This is a genomic window from Vibrio rhodolitus (assembly GCF_003350325.1).
Lineage (GTDB): Bacteria > Pseudomonadota > Gammaproteobacteria > Enterobacterales > Vibrionaceae > Vibrio > Vibrio rhodolitus.
In genome coordinates, this window is the sequence record NZ_QLYZ01000019.1 from 37,505 (window position 1) to 58,960 (window position 21,456).

Annotated in this window: 19 protein-coding genes and 1 other RNA gene; 16 read left to right on the forward strand and 4 right to left on the reverse strand. The window is 47.3% G+C overall.

Annotated features, from left to right (window positions below; genetic code table 11):
- The first annotated feature begins 45 nt into the window (after nt 1-45).
- Entirely contained in the window at nt 46-681 is a 636-nt protein-coding gene (gene sspA, locus DPF93_RS16350) for a stringent starvation protein SspA (RefSeq protein ID WP_114767186.1), read from the forward strand.
- Between the two features lie 10 nt (nt 682-691).
- On the forward strand, nt 692-1,177 hold the full coding sequence (gene sspB / locus DPF93_RS16355; RefSeq protein ID WP_114767187.1) for a ClpXP protease specificity-enhancing factor: 486 nt from the start codon (nt 692-694) through the stop codon (nt 1,175-1,177).
- Between the two features lie 67 nt (nt 1,178-1,244).
- Here sspB and DPF93_RS16360 read toward each other — a convergent pair whose 3' ends face one another.
- From DPF93_RS16360 to DPF93_RS16375, 4 genes are read right to left on the reverse strand one after another with little or no spacing between them, the layout of a single operon-like run.
- The gene (locus DPF93_RS16360; RefSeq protein WP_114767188.1) at nt 1,245-1,814 is read right to left on the reverse strand and encodes a BON domain-containing protein; all 570 of its coding nucleotides are present in this window, start codon (nt 1,812-1,814) and stop codon (nt 1,245-1,247) included.
- 4 nt (nt 1,815-1,818) lie between these two features.
- The gene (locus tag DPF93_RS16365; protein ID WP_075649299.1) at nt 1,819-2,409 is read right to left on the reverse strand and encodes a phosphoheptose isomerase; all 591 of its coding nucleotides are present in this window, start codon (nt 2,407-2,409) and stop codon (nt 1,819-1,821) included.
- 3 nt (nt 2,410-2,412) lie between these two features.
- Nucleotides 2,413-2,781: a YraN family protein gene (locus DPF93_RS16370; RefSeq protein WP_114767189.1), complete on the reverse strand. Its 369-nt coding sequence runs from the start codon at nt 2,779-2,781 to the stop codon at nt 2,413-2,415.
- The gene (locus DPF93_RS16375) at nt 2,756-4,579 is read right to left on the reverse strand and encodes a penicillin-binding protein activator (RefSeq protein ID WP_114767190.1); all 1,824 of its coding nucleotides are present in this window, start codon (nt 4,577-4,579) and stop codon (nt 2,756-2,758) included. Before DPF93_RS16375 ends, DPF93_RS16370 begins: the two co-directional genes overlap by 26 nt.
- A gap of 63 nt (nt 4,580-4,642) precedes the next feature.
- Here DPF93_RS16375 and rsmI point away from each other — a divergent pair, with 63 nt between their 5' ends.
- The 14 genes from rsmI to ftsA all read left to right on the forward strand — a co-directional run bounded on the left by rsmI (nt 4,643) and on the right by ftsA (nt 21,435).
- Nucleotides 4,643-5,506, forward strand: coding sequence for a 16S rRNA (cytidine(1402)-2'-O)-methyltransferase (gene rsmI, locus DPF93_RS16380; protein ID WP_114767191.1), 864 nt, complete (start codon nt 4,643-4,645; stop codon nt 5,504-5,506).
- A gap of 468 nt (nt 5,507-5,974) precedes the next feature.
- Nucleotides 5,975-6,404: RNase P RNA component class A (rnpB, locus tag DPF93_RS16390), an RNA gene on the forward strand.
- A gap of 729 nt (nt 6,405-7,133) precedes the next feature.
- The gene (gene rsmH / locus DPF93_RS16395) at nt 7,134-8,084 is read left to right on the forward strand and encodes a 16S rRNA (cytosine(1402)-N(4))-methyltransferase RsmH (protein WP_114767193.1); all 951 of its coding nucleotides are present in this window, start codon (nt 7,134-7,136) and stop codon (nt 8,082-8,084) included.
- 6 nt (nt 8,085-8,090) lie between these two features.
- Nucleotides 8,091-8,408: a cell division protein FtsL gene (ftsL, locus tag DPF93_RS16400; RefSeq protein ID WP_114767194.1), complete on the forward strand. Its 318-nt coding sequence runs from the start codon at nt 8,091-8,093 to the stop codon at nt 8,406-8,408.
- Nucleotides 8,405-10,135 carry a penicillin-binding transpeptidase domain-containing protein gene (locus DPF93_RS16405; RefSeq protein WP_114767195.1) on the forward strand — a complete coding sequence of 577 codons (1,731 nt, stop codon included), beginning with the start codon at nt 8,405-8,407 and terminating at the stop codon, nt 10,133-10,135. The genes ftsL and DPF93_RS16405 overlap by 4 nt, the downstream gene beginning before the upstream one ends.
- A 15-nt stretch (nt 10,136-10,150) precedes the next feature.
- Nucleotides 10,151-11,632, forward strand: a complete 1,482-nt coding sequence (gene murE / locus DPF93_RS16410) for a UDP-N-acetylmuramoyl-L-alanyl-D-glutamate--2,6-diaminopimelate ligase (RefSeq protein ID WP_114767196.1) — start codon at nt 10,151-10,153, stop codon at nt 11,630-11,632.
- The gene (gene murF, locus DPF93_RS16415) at nt 11,629-12,987 is read left to right on the forward strand and encodes a UDP-N-acetylmuramoyl-tripeptide--D-alanyl-D-alanine ligase (protein WP_114767197.1); all 1,359 of its coding nucleotides are present in this window, start codon (nt 11,629-11,631) and stop codon (nt 12,985-12,987) included. Before murE ends, murF begins: the two co-directional genes overlap by 4 nt.
- Nucleotides 12,984-14,066, forward strand: coding sequence for a phospho-N-acetylmuramoyl-pentapeptide-transferase (gene mraY, locus DPF93_RS16420; RefSeq protein ID WP_114767198.1), 1,083 nt, complete (start codon nt 12,984-12,986; stop codon nt 14,064-14,066). The genes murF and mraY overlap by 4 nt, the downstream gene beginning before the upstream one ends.
- A gap of 13 nt (nt 14,067-14,079) precedes the next feature.
- Nucleotides 14,080-15,402, forward strand: a complete 1,323-nt coding sequence (murD, locus tag DPF93_RS16425) for a UDP-N-acetylmuramoyl-L-alanine--D-glutamate ligase (RefSeq protein ID WP_164675384.1) — start codon at nt 14,080-14,082, stop codon at nt 15,400-15,402.
- Nucleotides 15,403-15,513: 111 nt separating this feature from the next.
- Nucleotides 15,514-16,704: a cell division protein FtsW gene (ftsW, locus tag DPF93_RS16430; RefSeq protein ID WP_114767199.1), complete on the forward strand. Its 1,191-nt coding sequence runs from the start codon at nt 15,514-15,516 to the stop codon at nt 16,702-16,704.
- Nucleotides 16,694-17,755 (forward strand): undecaprenyldiphospho-muramoylpentapeptide beta-N-acetylglucosaminyltransferase, encoded by a 1,062-nt coding sequence (murG, locus tag DPF93_RS16435; RefSeq protein WP_114767200.1) that lies wholly within the window; start codon nt 16,694-16,696, stop codon nt 17,753-17,755. Before ftsW ends, murG begins: the two co-directional genes overlap by 11 nt.
- An 11-nt stretch (nt 17,756-17,766) precedes the next feature.
- Nucleotides 17,767-19,224, forward strand: coding sequence for a UDP-N-acetylmuramate--L-alanine ligase (gene murC, locus DPF93_RS16440; protein WP_114767201.1), 1,458 nt, complete (start codon nt 17,767-17,769; stop codon nt 19,222-19,224).
- A 173-nt stretch (nt 19,225-19,397) separates the two neighbouring features.
- A complete protein-coding gene (locus DPF93_RS16445; RefSeq protein ID WP_114767202.1) occupies nt 19,398-20,189 on the forward strand; it encodes a cell division protein FtsQ/DivIB in 792 nt (263 codons plus the stop codon).
- A complete protein-coding gene (gene ftsA / locus DPF93_RS16450) occupies nt 20,173-21,435 on the forward strand; it encodes a cell division protein FtsA (RefSeq protein ID WP_114767203.1) in 1,263 nt (420 codons plus the stop codon). The genes DPF93_RS16445 and ftsA overlap by 17 nt, the downstream gene beginning before the upstream one ends.
- Nucleotides 21,436-21,456: the final 21 nt, after the last annotated feature.

Sequence of the window (21,456 nt, forward strand, 5' to 3'; positions counted from 1 at the left end):
TAGCCTCCATTGTTTTTTATTTCTGTAAGTGTGCTGGAGGGCTCCATGGCTGTAGCTGCCAATAAACGTTCTGTGATGACTCTATTCTCAAGTGCATCTGATATGTATAGCCATCAGGTGCGTATTGTTCTCGCTGAAAAGGGCGTAAGCGTTGAGGTTGAGCTAGTTGATGAAGCGAACTTGCCTGCGGAATTGATTGAGTTAAACCCATACAAAACTGTTCCAACTCTGGTTGATCGCGAGCTAGCTCTATATGACTCAAAAATCATCATGGAGTACCTAGATGAGCGTTTCCCTCATCCACCTCTAATGCCTGTTTACCCAGTTGCTCGTGGTAACAGCCGTCTAATGATCTACCGTATCGAAAAGAACTGGTACTCACTAGCAGAGAAAGTGGTAAATGGTACAGCGGAAGAATCAGAAGCTGCGCGTAACAAACTACGCAACGACCTACTAACACTAGGTCCAGTATTTGCAGAATTTGAATACTTCATGAGCGAAGAGTTCAGCCTAATCGACTGTTACCTAGCACCGCTACTATGGCGTTTGCCTCAACTAGGTATCGATCTAGTAGGTCCTGGTTCTAAAGAACTAAAAGTGTACATGAACCGTGTATTTGAGCGTGATTCATTCCTAGCTTCACTAACGGAAGCTGAACGTGAAATGCGTCTAGTTCGTTAATATTGCGCGCATGGATATTTCTAATATGACACCACGCCGACCATATTTGCTTCGCGCATTTTATGATTGGCTGGTGGATAACGATCTCACTCCTCACCTTGTTGTTGCGGCAACTTTGCCTGGTGTTCGTGTTCCTGAAGAATTTGTTCAAGATGGACAAATTATTCTTAACGTGGCACCTCGCGCAGTCGGCAACTTGCAGTTAGGTGATGATGAAATCACTTTTAATGCTCGCTTTAGCGGACGTCCACATCTAGTGATTGTGCCTCTTTATGCTGTTCAAGCAATTTATGCGCGCGAAAATGGCGCGGGTACGATGTTTGACCCTGAAGAAGCCTACATGGATGTGTTTGACGACGCAGAGGATGGTTACATCGAAGAAGTAGAAGAAGGCTCTAGTCTGTCTCTTGCCGAAGAGTCAGTGGAAGAGAGTGCTTCATTTGATGATGAACCACCAAGACCAAAAGGACGTCCTAGCCTACGTGTGGTGAAGTAGCACTTGGCTTAACGTTATAAATAAAAAGCAGCGTATTTACGCTGCTTTTTTGATCGTGACGGAAAAGTTATTCGCCGTATTGGAAGGCTTTAATCACTTGTTTTACGCCGGAAATATTACGCGCAATCTCCGCAGCTTGATCGGCATGCTCACGTGAGACATAACCAAATAAGAACACTTCTCTATCTTCAGTGATCACTTTGATTTTAGTGCTACTCAATTGCTTATCAGTCACTAACGCTGATTTTACCTTGGTAGTGATCCAGCTGTCGTGGCTCACTTCACCAATTGAGAGTGGCTGCTTGATGCGCACTTGATTATGAACTTGTTCCAAGCCAGGTACTTTGCGAGCTTGCTGTTCAAACTCATTCAGTAACTGTTGGTTGCTTGCTTGCCCCATCAATACGACTGTACCTTGATAAGAGCTTGCGCTGACTCGTAGTTGACCACGATATGGCGCTTTGTTGGTTAAACCCGCAACCTCAAACTCTATATTGTTATCATTCCAGATCTCTTTGGTGGTTCGAGTATCCGTAACGATATTGACTGTCGTTGCCGCACCAGCAACAAACAGTCCAGCACATCCAGTGCTAGAGAGGAGAACTAAGCTAACAAATAGGGCTTTAACAAATTTCATTGAATTACTCTTCGTGAGCTGGGAATAGAACTTGGTCTATCAAATCACATAAGCAGTGTAAGGTCACCATATGCACCTCATGAATTCTCGCCGTTCTGTGAGACGGGATGCGAATTTCAACGTCATGCTCACCAAGTAAACCTGCCATTTCACCACCATCTTTACCGGTTAGCGCGATGATGGTCATATCACGCGTTACTGCCGCTTCCATCGCTTTGATGATGTTCTTGCTGTTACCGCTGGTTGAAATCGCCAGTAAGATGTCACCAGGTTGACCAAAGGCACGAACTTGCTTTGAGAAGATCTGCTCGTAGTGGTAGTCGTTTGCCACTGCCGTTAGCGTCGTATTGTCAGAGGTTAACGCCATTGCCGGCAGGCTAGGGCGTTCAGTTTCAAAACGGTTTAGCAAACAAGAAACGAACTGCTGTGCATTGGAAGATGAACCGCCATTACCACAACATAAAATTTTATTACCGTTTAATAAGCTAGATACCATCGCTTGAGCTGCGTGGGTGATCGCATCAGGTAGTGCTTCGGCTGCTGCGATTTGGATTTGAATGCTTTCTGTAAAGCTCTCTTTAATGCTATCGAGCATCAGTTATCCTTGCGTAATTGCGTTTTTTATCCATTCTACTTGTTTACCATTTTGATGAATAGCCACTAAGTCAAAACGAATATCGGTTGAATGTATGGACAGTCCTTGTTTAAGGAGCCACAAATTGGCTGCCTTGATTAGCCTTTGCTGTTTAATGAACGTAACAGTCTCTGCAGCATGTCCATAATGTTGATTTTTACGATAACGCACTTCAACAAAGACAATGCTTTGTCCATCTTGCATTATCAGATCGAGCTCTCCGCCTTTGATGCGAAAGTTTCGGCCCAGACAAGTGAGCCCACAAGCGGACAAATATTGTTCCGCTTGTGACTCAAAGAACAATCCTTTACTGAGCTTGCTCAGCAGCGCCATGTTCTGCCCAGCTAATTTCACGCTGTACCACACAGTGGTCATCGATGCTCAACACGCCCGTATTACCTTGTACGGTTGCACCGTGAATCACTTTCATCTGTGGCAGTTGCTCCATTAACAAGTAAGCATCCATCCCGAGCGCTTGTAGGCGTTTCTCTGCGTTAGAACCTTTTGGCCACATTTGGTTCATTTGCGCTTCGATTGCTGAGTTAGGTTGGATCAGCAGTGGAATGTCACTGTACATCACGCCGGTAAGATCTTCGTACTGTTGACGACCGCTGTTGCTGCGAGAATTTGAGAACAGCTTTGGTGGATTGGTATCTGGGTTAATCGCCACTTCAATAAATGGCTTGATTAGCGTCAGTTCACTGCTGCCCGCGACGATATAGACCGCATCAATATCACGACGGCTACGAGGTTGGCTTTCAAGCGAAATACCTAATAGAGATTCCATCTGTGCGATATGCTGTTGGCTATCTTGCAAGCCAAATGCGGTATTGATGTTGCGTTGCAGTTGGCGTTTGTCTGTAAACAGATTAACGGCTACTTTATTGCTGCTGTATTTGTTCCACTCTTGATCAAATGCTTCTACCACACGCTGACCGAGGCGACCTTGCGGCGCTAAAATAAGCGGGTAGCGATAGCCTTGCTCAAACAGATGTTTTGCAGCTTGGGCAACTTCTTGCTCTGGTGACAGCGCTAGGTAACAAATGTTGGTGCCAGATTGAACGTCATCAGGAATATTCAGCGCAAGCATCGGTAGGGGAGCGCCCGTTGCGGTTTGTGCTTGTTGCAGCGCAGCAATGTTACCTTTGATTAAAGGACCGACAACAAAGTCGATATTCTTATCAATGAAGGTTTGTTGCAGCGTCGCAGGATCGTTAACGTTGGTATCAATCACCGTCAGAGTCGCATTCGGATCGCGCTGCTCATCATTCATCATTTGTAAGATGAAACCATCACGTATTAGCTGTGCTTGCTTGGCAAATTTGCCTGACAGCGGCAGAAGCAGTGCTGTATTGAGCGGTTTGGTGATCTCAAGATTTAAGATTTCTTGAATCGACTGTGGCGTGTAAAGCGCCGCTGGGTGGCTTGGATTTTCAGCCAACCATTGCTCTAAAGTACGCTTTAGCTGCGGAACATTGTTCGCCAGTGTGGCTTGATAGACAGCAAGTTGCAGCCAACCATCAAACTCAGCTTCGTTAACGGGTACCGAAAACTGGGTAATTTCCTCTTCTGAGTACTGGCTTAGGTTTTCCCAGATCCCTTGTGCTAGATAAGGCTGCTGAGATTTATCTTCAAAGTTTGCCAGCTGTGATAGTTCACGTGCTGCGGCAAAGTAATTTTGCTGCTTGGCAAAAAGATCAGCAAGAAGCTGGTGGTAATCTTTCCATTGTTCATTGGCTAGGCGCCATGATGAACGGAAATTAAGCAGTTCACTTGCTTGCTCAAATTGCTCGTTGTTGTACATCATTTGCGCACGAGCCAGTTGCCACTCGGCTTGTTGCATGTCGGTCAATGGTTGACGTGATAGGCGGTTTATCAGCAGCTGCGCTTGGTTTACGTCATTCGCCTCGACAGCGGCTTTGAGAGCCATGATCAGCCAATCACTCTGCAAACTGCCTTCGCTACTGTCTGCGCGCATCAGGTAGTTAGTCACAGATTGAGTTGGATCACTAGTGATATCGACCGTTCTTGGTGTCGATGAAGTAGACGAACACGCCGCTAAAACGACCGCGAGGGCTACAGGAGTGAGTAAGCGTGGTACACTTAATCGCTTTTGGTTATTCATGGCCATGAGTTCTTCGTTAATTCCGTATAAGATTATGTCTATATTAATCGTTGAAGTGATGCTAAACAAATGACAGATAACAAATCCTTACCTGCACAGATCCCAACTCTATTTATTGTTCCGACTCCAATTGGCAACTTAGGCGATATCACCCAACGTGCTATTGAAGTACTGAACAGCGTGGATCTTATTGCTGCGGAAGATACACGTCATACAGGTAAGCTGCTAGCTCACTTTAATATTTCGACCAAAACCTTTCCATTGCATGATCATAATGAGCAACAAAAAGCACAAGTTTTGGTCGAAAAATTATTGTCTGGTCAATCTATCGCATTAGTCTCTGATGCGGGTACACCATTAATTAGTGATCCAGGTTACCACCTTGTCTCTCAATGTCGTCAAGCTGGCGTCAAAGTTGTGCCACTTCCTGGTGCGTGTGCAGTGATTACCGCGCTGAGTGCATCGGGTTTGCCATCAGATCGCTTTAGCTTCGAAGGCTTTTTACCACCAAAAAGCAAAGCAAGAAAAGATAAGTTACTCGAAATTGCTAAAGTAGAGCGCACTTGTATCTTTTATGAGTCACCTCATCGTATTTTAGACTCATTAGATGACATGCTCGACATTCTTGGTCCTGAACGTGAAGTGGTACTTGCGCGTGAGCTAACTAAAACCTTTGAAACCTTCCAAGGTCTACCACTAGGTGAGTTGGTTGAGTGGGTGAAAGCCGATGAAAACCAACAGCGCGGTGAAATGGTGTTGCTGGTTCACGGGCATCGCGAAGTTGCTGACAATACGTTACCGGATGAAGCGCTGCGCACTTTGGCTATTTTGACCAAAGAACTGCCACTTAAGAAAGCGGCAGCTTTGGCAGCAGAAATCTACAATCTGAAAAAGAACGCACTCTACAAGTGGGGTTTGGAGAACTTGGACTAAGTTCATTGGAACGCTGCGCTTCGGGATGCGGGAACAGACTGCGTCCTACGGAACGTTTTGCTTCCCGACGTAGTAAAGGGCGTTGCACTAGTACGCGCTAATCTAAGATTTGTCATTCCATAGAGCGCGTCAGCGCGAGTAGGGAATCTTGTTTTTTGTGTGAAAGCGAGATCCCCAACTCGCTCGTTCCTCGCTCTTGAGGATGACAAATATATCAAGTGCGTCGCTCTTGAGAGTGCTAAGGTTTGAGGCTCACTATCAATGACTAAAAACCATTGACTCAGCTTGTTCTCTAGAAGACAAAATATCCCGCATCCCGCATCCCGCATCCCGCATCCCGCATCCCGCATCCCGCATCCCGCATCCCGCATCCCGCATCGCCCACTTTCTAATCACTTAAACCGCTCATGACACCTTATTTGTGATCTTGCTAGACAGGGTGTGCCTAACTCTATACAATCCGCCCTCGGAGTTGACTGGGTAGTCGCTGCTTTGTTGATGTCCTTCGGGAGACTGACGTTGAGGTCCTTTGGGAAACTGACGTTGACGTCCTTCGGGAGACTGACAAAGGGGAGGAAAGTCCGGGCTCCATAGAGCAGGGTGCCAGGTAACGCCTGGGGGGCGCAAGCCTACGACAAGTGCAGCAGAGAGAAGACCGCCGATGGCCCGCAAGGGATCAGGTAAGGGTGAAAGGGTGCGGTAAGAGCGCACCGGACGACTGGCAACAGTTCGTTGCAGGGTAAACTCCACCCGGAGCAAGACCAAATAGGCCTCCACATTGCGTTGCTCGCGTAAGGAGGCGGGTAGGTTGCTCGAGCCAGTGAGCGATTGCTGGCCTAGACGAATGGCTACCGCCGCGCAAGCGGAACAGAACCCGGCTTATATGTCGGCTCCAAATCTTCGGATTCACAAAGCCTCGCAGCAATGCGGGGCTTTTGTGATCTTAGCGCAGACAAATTTCATCGTATCCTTTCTTAATCCACGCTAGCACCGTTTCTTAGCGACTCGGCAGTAACCGTGCGGCTTACATGGTTTTTACTGTTGAACTATCCAATAGCGGATGAATTATTTGTTAAATAAATCACCACTTGGGTCAGATTAAACTAAAGTATTAGTAGTGTCTCAATGTTTAAGTGCTAGGGTTGTAGCGTTTGTTTAGCGAATAGGGCAACGCGATCCCCCGTGTATTGCCCGAAACTGAGCATTCAATCGCTCGAAGAGTGATTCGATGCCAATATCTTTATGCCGCCTTGATTAATTGGCGGCTTTTTTTTGTTTAACTTAAATGTGAGAGTTAACCGAGCATTTACCCACCTAGCTTAGGTATGGTAACCTCGCCGTCGCTTGAAGAGTGGTAGTAAATACTGCCAGCAGAGGGTGGGAACGAGAGTGGTTTAGGTAGATAAAGTCCTACACCTTGGTTTCATTTTGCTGCGATACCTATTCGAGACCCATTGTGACGTATTCGTTATAATGGGTTTTTTGCTTTTTATTGACGAAAATTATTCCGCAAGCAATAAACTTAGCGCAATATCACGTGATGCTTCCTTGAGAGGGTGGCGTTGAATGATGAAATCAGTACACTGAGAGTGAGCGTTATTTAATACGCCAGCTAGATGAGATAACTATGACAGACGCATTTAAACACATATCTGTATTACTAAATGAATCAATCGATGGATTGGCAATCAAGCCGGATGGCACATATATCGATGGTACATTTGGTCGTGGTGGCCATAGCCGCACTATCTTATCTAAATTGGGCGAAAATGGTCGTCTATTTAGTATTGACCGTGACCCTCAAGCGATTGAAGAAGCGAAAAAAATCGATGATCCGCGCTTTACGATTGTCCATGGTCCATTTTCTGGCATTGCGACCTATGCTGAGCAGCATGGTCTAGTTGGTCAGGTTGATGGCGTATTATTTGACCTTGGCGTGTCATCACCGCAACTTGATGATGCTGAGCGTGGCTTTAGCTTTATGAAAGATGGCCCGCTAGATATGCGTATGGATCCAACGTCGGGTATCCCAGTATCACAGTGGTTACTAGAAGCGGATTTGGATGATATTACTTGGGTGATTCGCGAGTTTGGTGAAGATAAACACGCTCGTCGTATTGCTAAAGCTATCGTAGCGTATCGTGAAAACGAAGAGAATGAGCCGTTAACTCGCACTGGGCAGTTGGCTAAATTGATCTCTGAAGCGGCACCAAAAAGCTTTAAAGAGAAAAAACACCCAGCAACGCGTGCATTCCAAGCATTCCGTATTTATATCAACAGTGAGCTAGAAGAGATTGATACTGCACTAAAAGGTGCGGCGAGTATTCTTGCACCTGAAGGTCGCCTGTCGGTGATTAGCTTCCACTCACTAGAAGATCGTATGGTAAAACGTTTTATCCGTAAAGAGAGCAAAGGTCCGGAAGTGCCTCATGGCATCCCACTAACGGAAGAGCAGATCAAAGCTTTAGGCAGTGCAAACCTTAAAGCGGTTGGCAAAGCGATCAAGCCAAGTAAACAAGAAATTGAGCTTAATGCACGTTCACGCAGCTCAGTATTACGTATTGCTGAAAAACTTTAAGATCTTATGAGTAAAAACACCGTCAACCTTGCCAAATTAATTGGTCTCGACCTACTTACGGTCGGACGCTGGCCCTTGATAGCGTTACTGCTTATCTTTGCAAGTGCGATGGCGGTGGTATTTACCACTCACCTGACTCGCGCCGCGATATCGGAAAAAGACCAAGCGTTAGTAGAGCGTGAACGTCTTGATGATGAGTGGCGTAACCTGCTGTTGGAAGAAACAGCGCTGGCGGAGCACAGTCGTGTGCAAACCATCGCCAAACAAGATTTAGAAATGAAGCGCCCAGATTCAGATAAAGAAGTGGTGATTGATTTACCATGAGTTCTGCGAAAAAAGCCAAACCGAGCACCAAATCGACCCCAATTGAACCGCCACAACTAATTCGCTGGCGGTTTTATCTAGTTCTATTCTTTGTTTTCCTTATCTTTGCCGCACTTGTTGCGCGCATCGGCTATATCCAAATCATCGAGCCTGACAATCTGATCAAGCAAGGTGATATGCGCTCTATTCGTGCGAAAACACTCTATTCTGCCCGCGGCATCATTTCAGATCGCAATGGTGAGCCATTGGCGGTCAGTGTGCCAGTGGAAGCCGTATGGGCTGATCCGGTGACGATTTTCAAAGAAGAAGGTCTTGGCGACGTTGATCGCTGGCATGCCTTAGCTGACGTGCTTGGTCTCGATCGTCAGGAAATGCTGGATAAGATTAATCTCAATAAGTCTCGTCGCTTTATTTATCTGCAACGTCAGGTAAGCCCGGCGATGGCGAACTATATTCGCGAGTTAAAACTTGCCGGGATTGGCTTAAAACCTGAGTCACGTCGTTACTATCCTGCGGGTGAGGTTAGCGCTCACTTAGTTGGTGTAACGGGGATTGATGGACATGGACTGGAAGGGGTTGAGCGCAGTTACGACAAATGGCTGACCGGTGAAGCAGGCAAACGCATCATTCGTAAAGATCGCTATGGTCGCGTGGTTGAAAACATTGCCCTTGAAGAGCGTGAAGAAGGGAAACCCTTAACTCTGACTATTGACCAGCGTTTGCAAGCGATCGCTTATCGCGCAGTGAAACAGGCGGTTGCCGACTATCGCGCCACTTCTGGCTCTGCGGTTGTGCTGGATGTGAAAACCGGTGCCGTGCTTGCTATGGTCAATGCGCCATCTTATAACCCGAATAACCGTGCCGATTTGCAATCTGCCAAAATGCGTAACCGCGTGATCACCGATGCGTTCGAGCCGGGCTCAACCGTCAAACCTTTCGTGGTACTCGCAGCACTGGAAAATGGCGTCGCGGATGAGCATACCGTCATTGATACTGGTAACGGCATTATGCAAATTGGCGGCAGCCGCGTGCGTGATACCTCTAAAGTCGGCAAGGCGGACTTAACCACCATCTTGAAAAAATCCAGTAACATCGGTGTGGCGAAACTGGCCCTAGATATGCCTCTAGAAGCGTTATTGGGCATGTACAGCTCGGTCGGCTTTGGTTCTCGCTCGGGACTTAACCTCGTTGGTGAAACGGAAGGTATTTTTCCTAATCGTCGTCGCTGGTCACAATTTGAAATTGCTACCTTGTCCTTTGGTTATGGCTTAACGATTACTCCGTTGCAGCTTGCTCACGCTTACGCGACCTTAGGTAATCTCGGTGAATATCAACCCGTGCATATTATCGAGAACAACGAGCAAGACTTTTCGCGCCAAGTGATCGACAAAAAATACGCGCGTATGGTGTTAGATATGTTGGAAACGGTGACTCAACCGGGCGGTACGGCGACCAAAGCGGCCGTTCCTGGCTACCGTGTTGCAGCGAAAACCGGTACCTCACGTAAAGCGATTGCTGGTGGTTATGGGGATGAATACTTTGCCTATACCGCAGGTGTTGCGCCAGCGAGCGATCCTCGCGTGGCATTAGTGGTTATCGTCAACGAGCCACAAGGTGATAACTATTATGGTGGTTCGGTTGCCGGTCCCGTGTTCTCTGAAATCATGAAAGGGACACTGCAAATTCTCAACATTGCACCGGACGAAAACAAATTTAAGCAGGAATAGAGTGAGACCTTCTCAATGTCGTATAGCCTCACAGTAGAACAATTATTGGCACCTTGGTTGAGTGTGCCGCAGCCGCTGGCAACGCTGTTAGTCAGTCAGTTGGAACTCGATAGCCGCCAGATCCAAACTGGCGTCACGTTTGTGGCGATCAAAGGTCATGCGGTGGATGGACGCAAGTTTATTACCTCAGCGATCAATCAAGGGGCGAATGCCGTGATTGCGCAGGCGTGTGAGACTAAACCGCATGGTTTAATTGAATATCAAGCTGATGTGGCCATCATCTATATTGCCGACCTTGCTGACATTCTTTCAGAGTTGGCAGGCAGACTGTATGCCAAACATGACAATCAGCTCATTGCTGTCACGGGCACCAATGGTAAAACGACCATTACGCAGCTTATTGCGCAGTGGCTAGAGCTGGTTTCACATCGCGCAGCGGTAATGGGCACGACAGGAAATGGTTTTCTTGATGATCTTCAACCGGCAGCGAATACCACAGGTAACGCAGTTGATGTTCAGCGCACCATCGCACAATTGGCCGAGCAAGGCGCGCAATACACCGCATTGGAAGTCTCTTCGCATGGTTTAGTGCAAGGGCGCGTTAAGGCGCTGCCTTTTGCCGCAGGTGTATTTACCAACCTTAGCCGTGACCACTTGGATTACCATGGCACGATGGAAGAGTATGCTGAAGCGAAATTTAGTTTATTCAGTCAGCATCTATGTCAGCGTGCGATCATCAATATTGATGACGCAGTTGGTCAGCAGTGGTACGAGCGTCTAGAGAGGGCTATTGCGGTCTCTTTGCATCCACAAACCAATGACAATTCGGTATGGGCTAAGTCAGTCAGTTACTCAGAACAAGGTATTGAGATTGAGTTTGATGGTCAATTTGGCTCAGGGCAATTTAAGGTTGCTTTGATTGGTGAGTTTAATGCTTCCAATGTGTTGCTTGCCTTTACCACCTTACTTTCTCTCGGCATTGATAAACAATTGCTGCTCGATAGCGCGCCTCATTTAGTGCCAGTGTTAGGACGTATGGAGCTGTTTGCTAACTCAGGTAAGGCTAAAGTTGTGGTCGATTACGCTCATACTCCAGATGCGCTAGAGAAAGCTTTGCAAGCGCTGCGAGTGCATTGCCACGGCAAACTGTGGGCGATTTTTGGATGCGGTGGTGACCGTGACAAAGGTAAGCGCCCGATGATGGCTGAAATTGGTGAGCGCCTTGCGGACAAGGTGATTCTTTCCGATGATAATCCGCGTAGTGAAGACCCCGCAGAGATTGTGCAAGATATGTTGGCAGGCATGACGCAAGCAGAGCGTGCCATTGTCGAACACGATCGTTTCAAAGCACTGCAGTTCGCCATTGAGCATGCCCAAGAACAAGATATTATTTTGTTGGCAGGTAAAGGTCATGAAGATTACCAAGTGCTTGCTCATCACACCATTCACTACTCTGACCGAGAGTCTGCTCAGCAACTATTAGGACTTGCCTCATGATCCCACTCTTTTTAAGCCAGTTAGTTGACTGCCTGCACGCCGAATTAATCGGTGAGGATTGCCAGATCACGCAAGTATCCACCGATACCCGCAATATCGAGTCTGGTTCACTGTTTGTTGCGTTGATTGGCGAGCGTTTTGATGCCCATGATTTTGCCGCACAAGCGATTGAAGCTGGTGCTACTGCACTGCTGGTCTCTCGTCAGCTTGACGTTGCGATCCCGCAATTGGTTGTGGCAGATAGCAAGGTGGCGCTTGGGCAGCTTGGCGCATTTGTTCATCAAACGTGCGCGACACCAAAGGTAGCGATCACCGGCAGTTGTGGCAAAACGACAGTGAAAGATATGACGGCAAGTATTATGGCGCAGCAAGGTCAGGTACTGTTTACTGCCGGCAACTTTAACAATGATATCGGCGTACCGCTTACCTTATTGCGCTCAACGCCAAGCGATGATTACGCAGTGATAGAACTGGGTGCTAACCATATTGGTGAGATTGCTTATACGTCCGCTTTGGTGCAGCCAGATGTCGCGCTCGTTAACAATGTCGCGGCAGCGCACTTAGAGGGTTTTGGCTCGATTGATGGGGTTAAGCAAGCGAAAGGTGAGATCTACCAAGGTTTGAAATCTGGCGGTGTGGCGATTGTTAACTTAGAAAGCCATGGTGGTGAGTATTGGCAAGCGGCGTTGGCGGACAAGCAAGTTAAAACCTTTTCAACCCAAGATACCAGTGCAGACTATTTTGCTGACAACATTGGTATTAATGCCCAAGGCGAAGCGCACTTTACCATGCACACTCCGCTTGGTACGGTGCAAATCCAGTTAGGTATTATTGGTCAGCACAACGTAGCCAATGCACTGGCTGCTGCTGCGCTGGCGAGTGAACTTGGCGCGGATCTCAGCACGATTGCCTCTGGGCTGGCACACTTAGCAAAAGTGAAAGGGCGAGTGGAAGTTGTTGAATTAAGCGATAACCTTAAGTTGATTGATGACAGTTACAACGCCAGTGTGCCTGCCATGAAAGCGGCTGCGGATCTTTTAGCTGGATTTAGCGGCACTCGCTGGCTTATTTTGGGGAATATGGCAGAGTTAGGCGATGAAAGTCTTGAACTTCACCGTCAAGTCGGGGAACATGCAGCCCCATTTAATTTCGAGCAAGTGCTAACCTATGGCGCTGATGCAAAAACGATCAGTGATGTATGTCGTGGTAAGCATTTTGACTCACATGACCTAATGATTGAATTTATTACACAGCAGTTGCCACATCATGCAGGTCCTCACACTTTGTTGGTTAAGGGTGCGAACAGCGCTGGAATGAGCAAAGTTGCAACTGCATTGAAGGAGATTTATTCATGATTATTTGGCTTGCAGAGCTGCTACAGCCATATTTTTCATTCTTCCGCTTATTTGAATACCTATCGTTTCGCGCGATTGTCAGTGTGCTGACGGCATTAGGTCTTTCATTGTGGATGGGACCACACTTGATCCGTCGTTTGCAAATGTTGCAAATCGGACAAGTGGTCCGTAACGAAGGTCCTGAATCTCACTTCAGTAAGCGTGGTACGCCAACCATGGGGGGCGTGATGATCCTCGCTGCGATTATTACGACGGTACTGCTATGGGCAGATCTGAGTAACCCTTATGTTTGGGCGGTGATCTTTGTCCTAGGTGGCTATGGTGCGGTTGGTTTTGTCGATGACTACCGTAAAGTGGTGCGTAAGAATACCGATGGCTTAATTGCGCGTTGGAAGTACTTCTGGCAGTCAGTGATCGCACTTATTGTCGCGTTTGCGCTTTATGCTCATGGTCACGATACCAGCGCCACTCAGCTTGTGGTGCCATTTTTCAAAGAAGTCATGCCGCAGCTCGGTTTGATGTACATTGTTCTGACCTACTTTGTGATTGTTGGTACCAGTAATGCGGTTAACTTGACCGATGGTCTGGATGGTCTGGCGATTATGCCAACTGTCCTGGTGGCGGCAGGTTTTGCAGCGATTGCTTGGGCTACGGGTAACGTTCAGTTTGCCAGCTACCTACATATTCCTCATGTACCATACGCATCGGAATTGGTGGTTGTATGTACCGCGATTGTCGGCGCAGGTTTAGGCTTCCTATGGTTTAACACTTACCCGGCACAAGTGTTTATGGGAGATGTTGGCTCACTGGCTCTTGGTGGTGCGCTAGGCACAATTGCTGTGCTAGTACGTCAAGAGTTTGTCCTAGTTATTATGGGTGGTGTTTTTGTAATGGAAACATTATCGGTGATTCTGCAAGTCGGCTCTTACAAGTTACGTGGTCAACGCATTTTCCGTATGGCACCGATTCACCATCACTACGAGCTAAAAGGTTGGCCAGAACCTCGCGTTATTGTGCGTTTTTGGATCATCTCAATCGTTCTTGTTCTTATTGGTCTAGCGACACTGAAAGTACGTTAAGGAAATAAACACCATGACCATGCAGCATTGGCAAGGTATTGAAAAAGTTGTGGTAGTAGGGCTCGGTATCACCGGGCTCTCTGTTGTTAAGCATCTTATGCGTTTGCCTGTTGAGTTGCAGGTCAAGGTTATCGATACGCGTGATAACCCGCCTGGTAAAGAAGAACTACCTGCGCAGGTTGAATTACATGCTGGTGGTTGGCGCTGCGATTGGTTACTTGATGCCGATCTAGTCGTCACTAATCCGGGGATCGCACTCGCGACGCCCGAAATTCAACAAGTACTGGCTGCCAACATTCCGGTGGTTGGCGATATTGAGTTGTTTGCTTGGCAGGTGACAAAACCTGTCGTGGCGATTACTGGCTCAAATGGTAAAAGCACAGTGACTGACTTAACTGGCGTGGTCGCGAAAGCGGCTGGTTTAAACGTTGGGGTTGGCGGGAACATTGGTGTCCCTGCGCTTGATTTATTGGCATTGGATGCTGATCTCTACGTACTTGAGTTGTCCAGTTTCCAGTTGGAAACTACCTCAAGCTTATCTTTGGTGGCAGGCGCGTTTTTGAACCTCTCTGAAGATCATATGGATCGCTATCAGGGCATGGACGATTACCGTCAGGCTAAGCTACGTATTTTCGACCATGCTCAGGCTTGTATTGTCAATGCTGACGATAAGCAGACCTACCCAGATGTAGAGAAAAACGTGGTTGAGTTTTCGATTGAAGCAGAGGCGCAAGCGTGTGTGACTGAGCTTGACGGACGTGAATACCTCACCTTTGCCAAGCAGCGAATTTTGCCAGTCGATGAGCTTAGCCTAGTAGGGCGTCACAACGTGGCGAACGCGTTGGTTGTCATCGCGCTATTGGCAAAAGCAGGCGTTGAGGTCGAGAAAGGGGTAGATGCAATGAAATCTTACCGCGGTCTGACACATCGATGCCAAGTTGTTGCCGATAATCAAGCGATTAAGTGGGTCAATGATTCCAAAGCAACCAATGTGGCGAGCACATTGGCAGCGCTTTCTGGTCTAACTCTTGCAGGAAAACTCTACCTTATGGTGGGTGGTGATGGCAAAGGGGCGGACTTTAGTGAGCTTGCCCCAGCTTTAGCACGATTGAACGTGCAACTGTGCTGTTTTGGCGCGGATGGTGATAAGTTTATGTCACTGCATCCGTCGGCAAAACGTTTTGACACCATGCAAGAGATTGTTGAATGGGCAAAGCCTCAGCTCAGCGCGGGCGATATGGTGTTGCTATCACCCGCTTGCGCGAGTTTTGATCAGTTTAATAACTTTATGGCGCGTGGTGATGCGTTTGCTGAATTAGCCAAGCGCTACGCCTGATCCCAATCTCTTACACAAGAGTTTGGTCGTCTGGTTTGTGAAACAGCGAACCAGACGTAACACCGCTTACGGATAAGTTTGGCTAGAAAATATAAGAGATAACGATATACCATGCCGCTGCGCGAACAAGTCGCTAATTTTAAACATTGGTTTACTCACCCAGCTCCCCAAGCGCTTTTTGACCGTCAATTAGTGTGGATTTCGCTCGGTTTGATGTTAACGGGTTTAGTGATGGTGACGTCCGCCTCGTTTCCGATCAGTTATCGCTTAACCGGACAGCCGTTTCACTTTATGTTTCGCCACGCCGTTTTTCTATTGTTGGCGATCTCGACGGCAGCCGTTATTTTGCAAATTCCGATGAAGCACTGGCTAAAATACAGTTCGGTGCTTCTTGGTATTGCGGTGTTCTTATTGATAGTGGTGCTGGTTGGCGGCAAATCAGTTAACGGTGCATCACGTTGGATCCCCCTAGGTCTGTTTAACCTGCAGCCGGCAGAAGTTGCCAAATTATCGCTGTTTATCTTTATGGCGGGGTATTTGGTACGTAAACAGGATGAAGTTCGCGCGACCTTCTTCGGTGGTTTTATTAAACCGATTTTAGTGTTCGGTACGCTCGCGGTATTGCTCTTGTTTCAGCCAGACTTGGGTACAGTGATCGTAATGTTGGTCACCCTGTTTGGCATGTTATTTATTGCGGGCGCGAAGTTGACTCAGTTTCTCGCGTTGGTGGTGGTCGGCATTGGTGCGGTGATCGCATTGATTGTCGCAGAGCCTTACCGTATGAAACGTGTGACTTCATTTCTTGACCCTTGGGAAAACCCATTTGGTAGCGGTTATCAGCTCACCCAGTCGCTAATGGCATTTGGACGCGGGGATTGGTTCGGACAAGGGCTGGGTAACTCAATTCAAAAGCTCGCTTATTTGCCCGAAGCGCATACCGACTTTGTCTTTGCCGTTTTAGCCGAAGAGCTAGGTTTTATTGGCGTTGTGCTCGTTTTAATGTTGATTTTTAGCTTAGTGCTGAAAGCGATTTTTATCGGGCGCAGAGCGTTTGAAAGTGATGAATTTTTTGGTGGCTATCTCGCATTTGGTATCGGGATTTGGTTCGCATTCCAAACATTGGTAAACGTGGGGGCTGCGGCAGGGATTGTCCCAACCAAAGGTCTGACTTTGCCTTTGATCAGCTACGGTGGCTCAAGTTTGATCATTATGTCGGTCGCCGTATCGATTTTACTGCGTATCGATCATGAATGCCGTCTTAAAGCACAGCAATTAGAAAAGAATACAGAAGATGAGCAATAAAAAACGTTTAATGGTGATGGCTGGTGGAACCGGCGGTCACGTATTCCCAGGATTGGCGGTGGCAAAGAAGCTTCAACAACAAGGTTGGGAGATCCGTTGGTTAGGAACTGCTGACCGTATGGAAGCTGACTTAGTGCCAAAACATGGTATTGAGATTGATTTTATTAAAGTAAAAGGACTTCGTGGTCAGGGCGTGATGCGTTTACTTGCGGCGCCTTTCCAAATTATTAATGCGATTGGTCAAGCTCGTCGTCATATGAAAGCGTGGCAGCCAGATGCCGTGCTTGGTATGGGCGGTTATGTCAGTGGACCGGGTGGTATTGCAGCATGGCTTTTGGGCATTCCAGTCGTTCTGCATGAGCAAAATGCAGTTGCGGGTTTGACTAACCAATGGTTAGCGAAGATTGCAAAGAAAGTCTTTCAAGCGTTTCCTGGCGCTTTCCCAAGTGCGGAGGTTGTGGGCAACCCCGTGCGTGAAGATGTCGTTGCCTTGCCTGAGCCGCAAGTGCGCATGCAAGACCGTCAAGGACCCATTCGTATCTTGGTTATGGGTGGTAGCCAAGGGGCACGCATTCTTAACCAAACCATGCCACAAGTTATGGCACAATTAGGTGACGGTTACCAAGTGCGCCACCAAGCGGGTAAAAATAGCCAGCAAGAAGTGGCAACAGCCTATGAGGCTAATCAAGTTACGCAAGCAGAGAGCATGGAATTTATTGACGATGTTGCTGCAGCGTATGAATGGGCAGACTTATTGGTGTGCCGCTCAGGTGCGTTGACCGTTTCAGAAGTTTCGGCTGCAGGGGTAGGCGCTATCTTTATCCCATTTATGCATAAAGACCGACAGCAAGCGCTAAATGCTGACCACTTGGTTGAGTGTGGCGCTGCAAAAATGATTGAGCAACCAGAGCTGACTGTCGAGAAGCTAGCGAATGAGATCCTGTCGTTGGATCGTAACCAGCTACAACAGATGGCAATCAAAGCTAGGGGCGCTGCTAAGTTAGAAGCGGATCGTGTCGTTGCAGATGCGATTATCGCGCTAACCAAATAACGAGAAATACAATGACCGTAAAACACACACAAGATTTGGCTCAGATCCGAGCTATGGTGCCAGAAATGCGCCGCGTTAAGTCGATTCACTTTATTGGCATTGGTGGTGCTGGTATGAGCGGTATCGCAGAGGTTCTTCTTAACGAAGGCTACCAAATTACCGGCTCTGACATTGCAGAAAATGCGGTAACTGAGCGCTTAACTGAAAAAGGCGCCACGGTATTTATTGGACACCAAGCTGAGAACGTTGCGCAGGCGAGTGTGGTTGTTGTCTCAACGGCAATTAACGAAGAAAACCCGGAAATTAAAGCCGCACGTGAAGCGCGCATACCGGTGGTGCGTCGTGCTGAAATGCTGGCAGAGCTGATGCGTTTTCGTCATGGTATTGCGGTTGCTGGTACACACGGTAAGACCACGACCACTGCACTTGTGACACAAATCTATTCGGAAGCGGGACTTGATCCAACGTTTGTCAATGGTGGTCTAGTTAAAAGTGCTGGCACCAACGCTCGCTTGGGTTCAAGCCGCATCTTGATTGCAGAAGCGGATGAGAGTGATGCTTCGTTTCTTCACTTGCAGCCAATGGTAAGCATCGTCACCAATATTGAAGCAGACCATATGGATACCTATGGCGGTGACTTTGAAACCTTAAAGCAAACCTTTATCGATTTTCTCCATAACCTGCCGTTCTATGGTCAAGCTATCCTATGTATTGATGATCCGGTTGTACGTGAGTTAATCCCACGCGTAAGTCGTCAAGTGATCACTTATGGTTTCTCGGAAGATGCAGATGTACGCATTGAGAATTACCATCAAGAAGGTCAGCAAGGTAAGTTTACCGTGGTTCGTAAAGGACGCGCGAATCTTGATATCACGCTAAATATCCCAGGGCGCCACAATGCGCTTAATGCATCGGCAGCGATTGCGGTGGCGACAGAAGATGATATCTCTGATGAGGCTATTTTGAGCGCTATGCTAGGCACCCAAGGCACGGGTCGTCGTTTTGATCACCTTGGCGAGTTTGAGACTGGCAATGGTCAAGCAATGCTGGTGGACGACTACGGTCATCACCCAACAGAAGTGGGTGTGACGATTCAAGCAGCACGAAGTGGTTGGGCTGATAAACGCTTAGTGATGATTTTCCAACCGCACCGTTATAGCCGCACTCGCGATCTTTATGACGATTTTGCTAATGTGCTTGAGCAAGTTGATGTCTTGATTATGCTAGATGTATACGCTGCAGGCGAAAAGCCAATTGCAGGCGCTGATGGTCGCTCATTGTGTCGTACCATTCGCAGTCGAGGCAAGATTGACCCAATTTTTGTGCCTGATAGTGCAACCTTGCCAACTGTGCTCGCGAATGTATTGCAAGATGGTGACTTAGTTTTAACGCAAGGTGCTGGTGATGTAGGTAAAATTGCCAAACAACTTGCTGCGCTAGAGCTGAATATTGCGAAAATGCAGGCTTGAAAATGAGATTTTTGAAGATTTAGCGCATTTCTTGCGTTAAAAAAACGATTTCTCACTTTCAACGTTTGATACTTTTTACGACCCCAGTATAATCCGAGGGTTATAGTTAATGCTTTTGCCTATGCGAAGGGATAGGATTAAGAATTGCGAGCGTATAACAAGGACAACGGACTTTGATTAGCACATCTTTTCTCCAAGACCGTCGTCTGCGAGATTTTCCGGCGATAAAAACACACCTTGTCGGTGGCAGTTTCTTTTTAATCGTGGTGATTCTCATCGGCTCTTTGCTTTTCTCGACCATTTCTTGGATGTGGGACGATCAGCGACTGCCATTATCTAAGCTAGTTCTTCAGGGCGAGCTGGAATATGTCACTGCGCTGGATGTTCAGCGCGCATTTTCTACTTTAGAGCATGTTGGCACATTTATGTCCCAAGATGTCGATGCGCTGCAAGACGTTATCGAACAGATCCCATGGGTTGCCCATGTTTCGATTCGAAAACAGTGGCCTGATACCGTAAAAGTATTTCTGACTGAGCATCACGCCAAAGCTATTTGGAATGGGGATGCTCTGCTTGATGATAATGGTCGAATTTTTAATGGCGATCTTGGCAAGTTAAAAGGGGATAGAGTCAAACTCTATGGCCCTAAGGGTACCAACTTGGAAGTACTCGACACTTGGCAAAGAATCAGCCAGCTGTTTGAACCTTTGGGTTTAACCATTACGTCATTAGTATTAAATGATCGACGAGCGTGGCAGATTATTCTCGATAACGGTATCCGTTTAGAGCTAGGTAAAGAGTCACTCGATGAGCGAATTAATCGTTTTATCTCGTTGTATAACAGCTTAGGTAGTGACGCTCAGCGAGTAAGCTACATAGATCTCCGATACGATACGGGAGCCGCAGTAGGTTGGTTCCCTGAACAAGAGTCACAACAAGAGAGTAGAGATGACGAAGACCGCTGATGACAACATTATTGTTGGTCTTGATATAGGCACTGCAACCGTATCAGCACTGGTAGGTGAATTGCTACCAGACGGTCAAATCAACATCATTGGCGCTGGTACCAGTCCATCTCGTGGTATGGATAAGGGCGGCGTAAACGATCTTGAGTCCGTGGTAAAATCGGTTCAGCGAGCTGTAAATCAAGCGGAATTGATGGCGGAATGTCAAATTCGCAATGTATATATTTCCATTTCTGGTCGCCATATTGCGAGCCGTATAGAAAAAGGAATGGGAACTATTTCTGATGAAGAAGTCTCTCAAGAAGATATGGATCGTGCGATTCATACCGCTAAGTCAATCAAAATTGGTGACGAACAGCGCATTCTTCACGTAATTCCGCAAGAATTCACGATTGATTACCAAGAGGGGATTAAAAACCCGCTAGGTTTATCAGGGGTGCGCATGGAAGTTAGTGTGCACTTGATCTCTTGCCACAATGATATGGCAAGAAACATTATTAAAGCGGTTGAACGTTGTGGCTTAACCGTTGAACACTTGGTTTACTCTGGTTTGGCAGCAAGTAATGCTGTGATCACCGAAGACGAACGAGACTTAGGTGTGTGCGTGGTTGATATCGGCGCAGGCACAATGGATGTTTCGATTTGGACTGGTGGTGCGTTAAGACATACTGAAGTGTTCTCTTACGCAGGTAATGCAGTCACCAGTGATATTGCATTCGCTTTCGGTACGCCAGTCAGTGATGCCGAAGAAATCAAAGTGAAGTATGGCTGTGCTCTGAGTGAGCTAGTCAGCAAAGATGACACGGTTAACGTTCCTAGTGTTGGTGGTCGTCCTTCAAGAAGTTTGCAACGTCAAACTTTGTCTGAAGTGATTGAACCGAGATATACTGAACTTATGGGACTGGTTAACCAGACTATCGATACTGTTCAAGAAAAATTGCGCGAAGATGGTATTAAACACCATTTAGCCGCGGGTGTGGTACTCACCGGCGGTGCAGCGCGAATTGAAGGTTTGGTAGAGTGTGCGGAGCGCGTGTTCCGCAACCAAGTTCGAGTCGGCAAGCCTCTTGAGGTCAGCGGCTTAACAGATTACGTAAAAGAGCCGTATCATTCTACGGCAGTTGGTTTACTTCATTACGCACGAGACAGTCAAATTAACGACGAGACTGAATATAACGAACCAAAGCGTCAGCCAGTAAGTTCGCTATTTGATCGCTTGCGTAATTGGATACAAAAAGAGTTTTAACCTGAGCAGCAGGAAAAACGG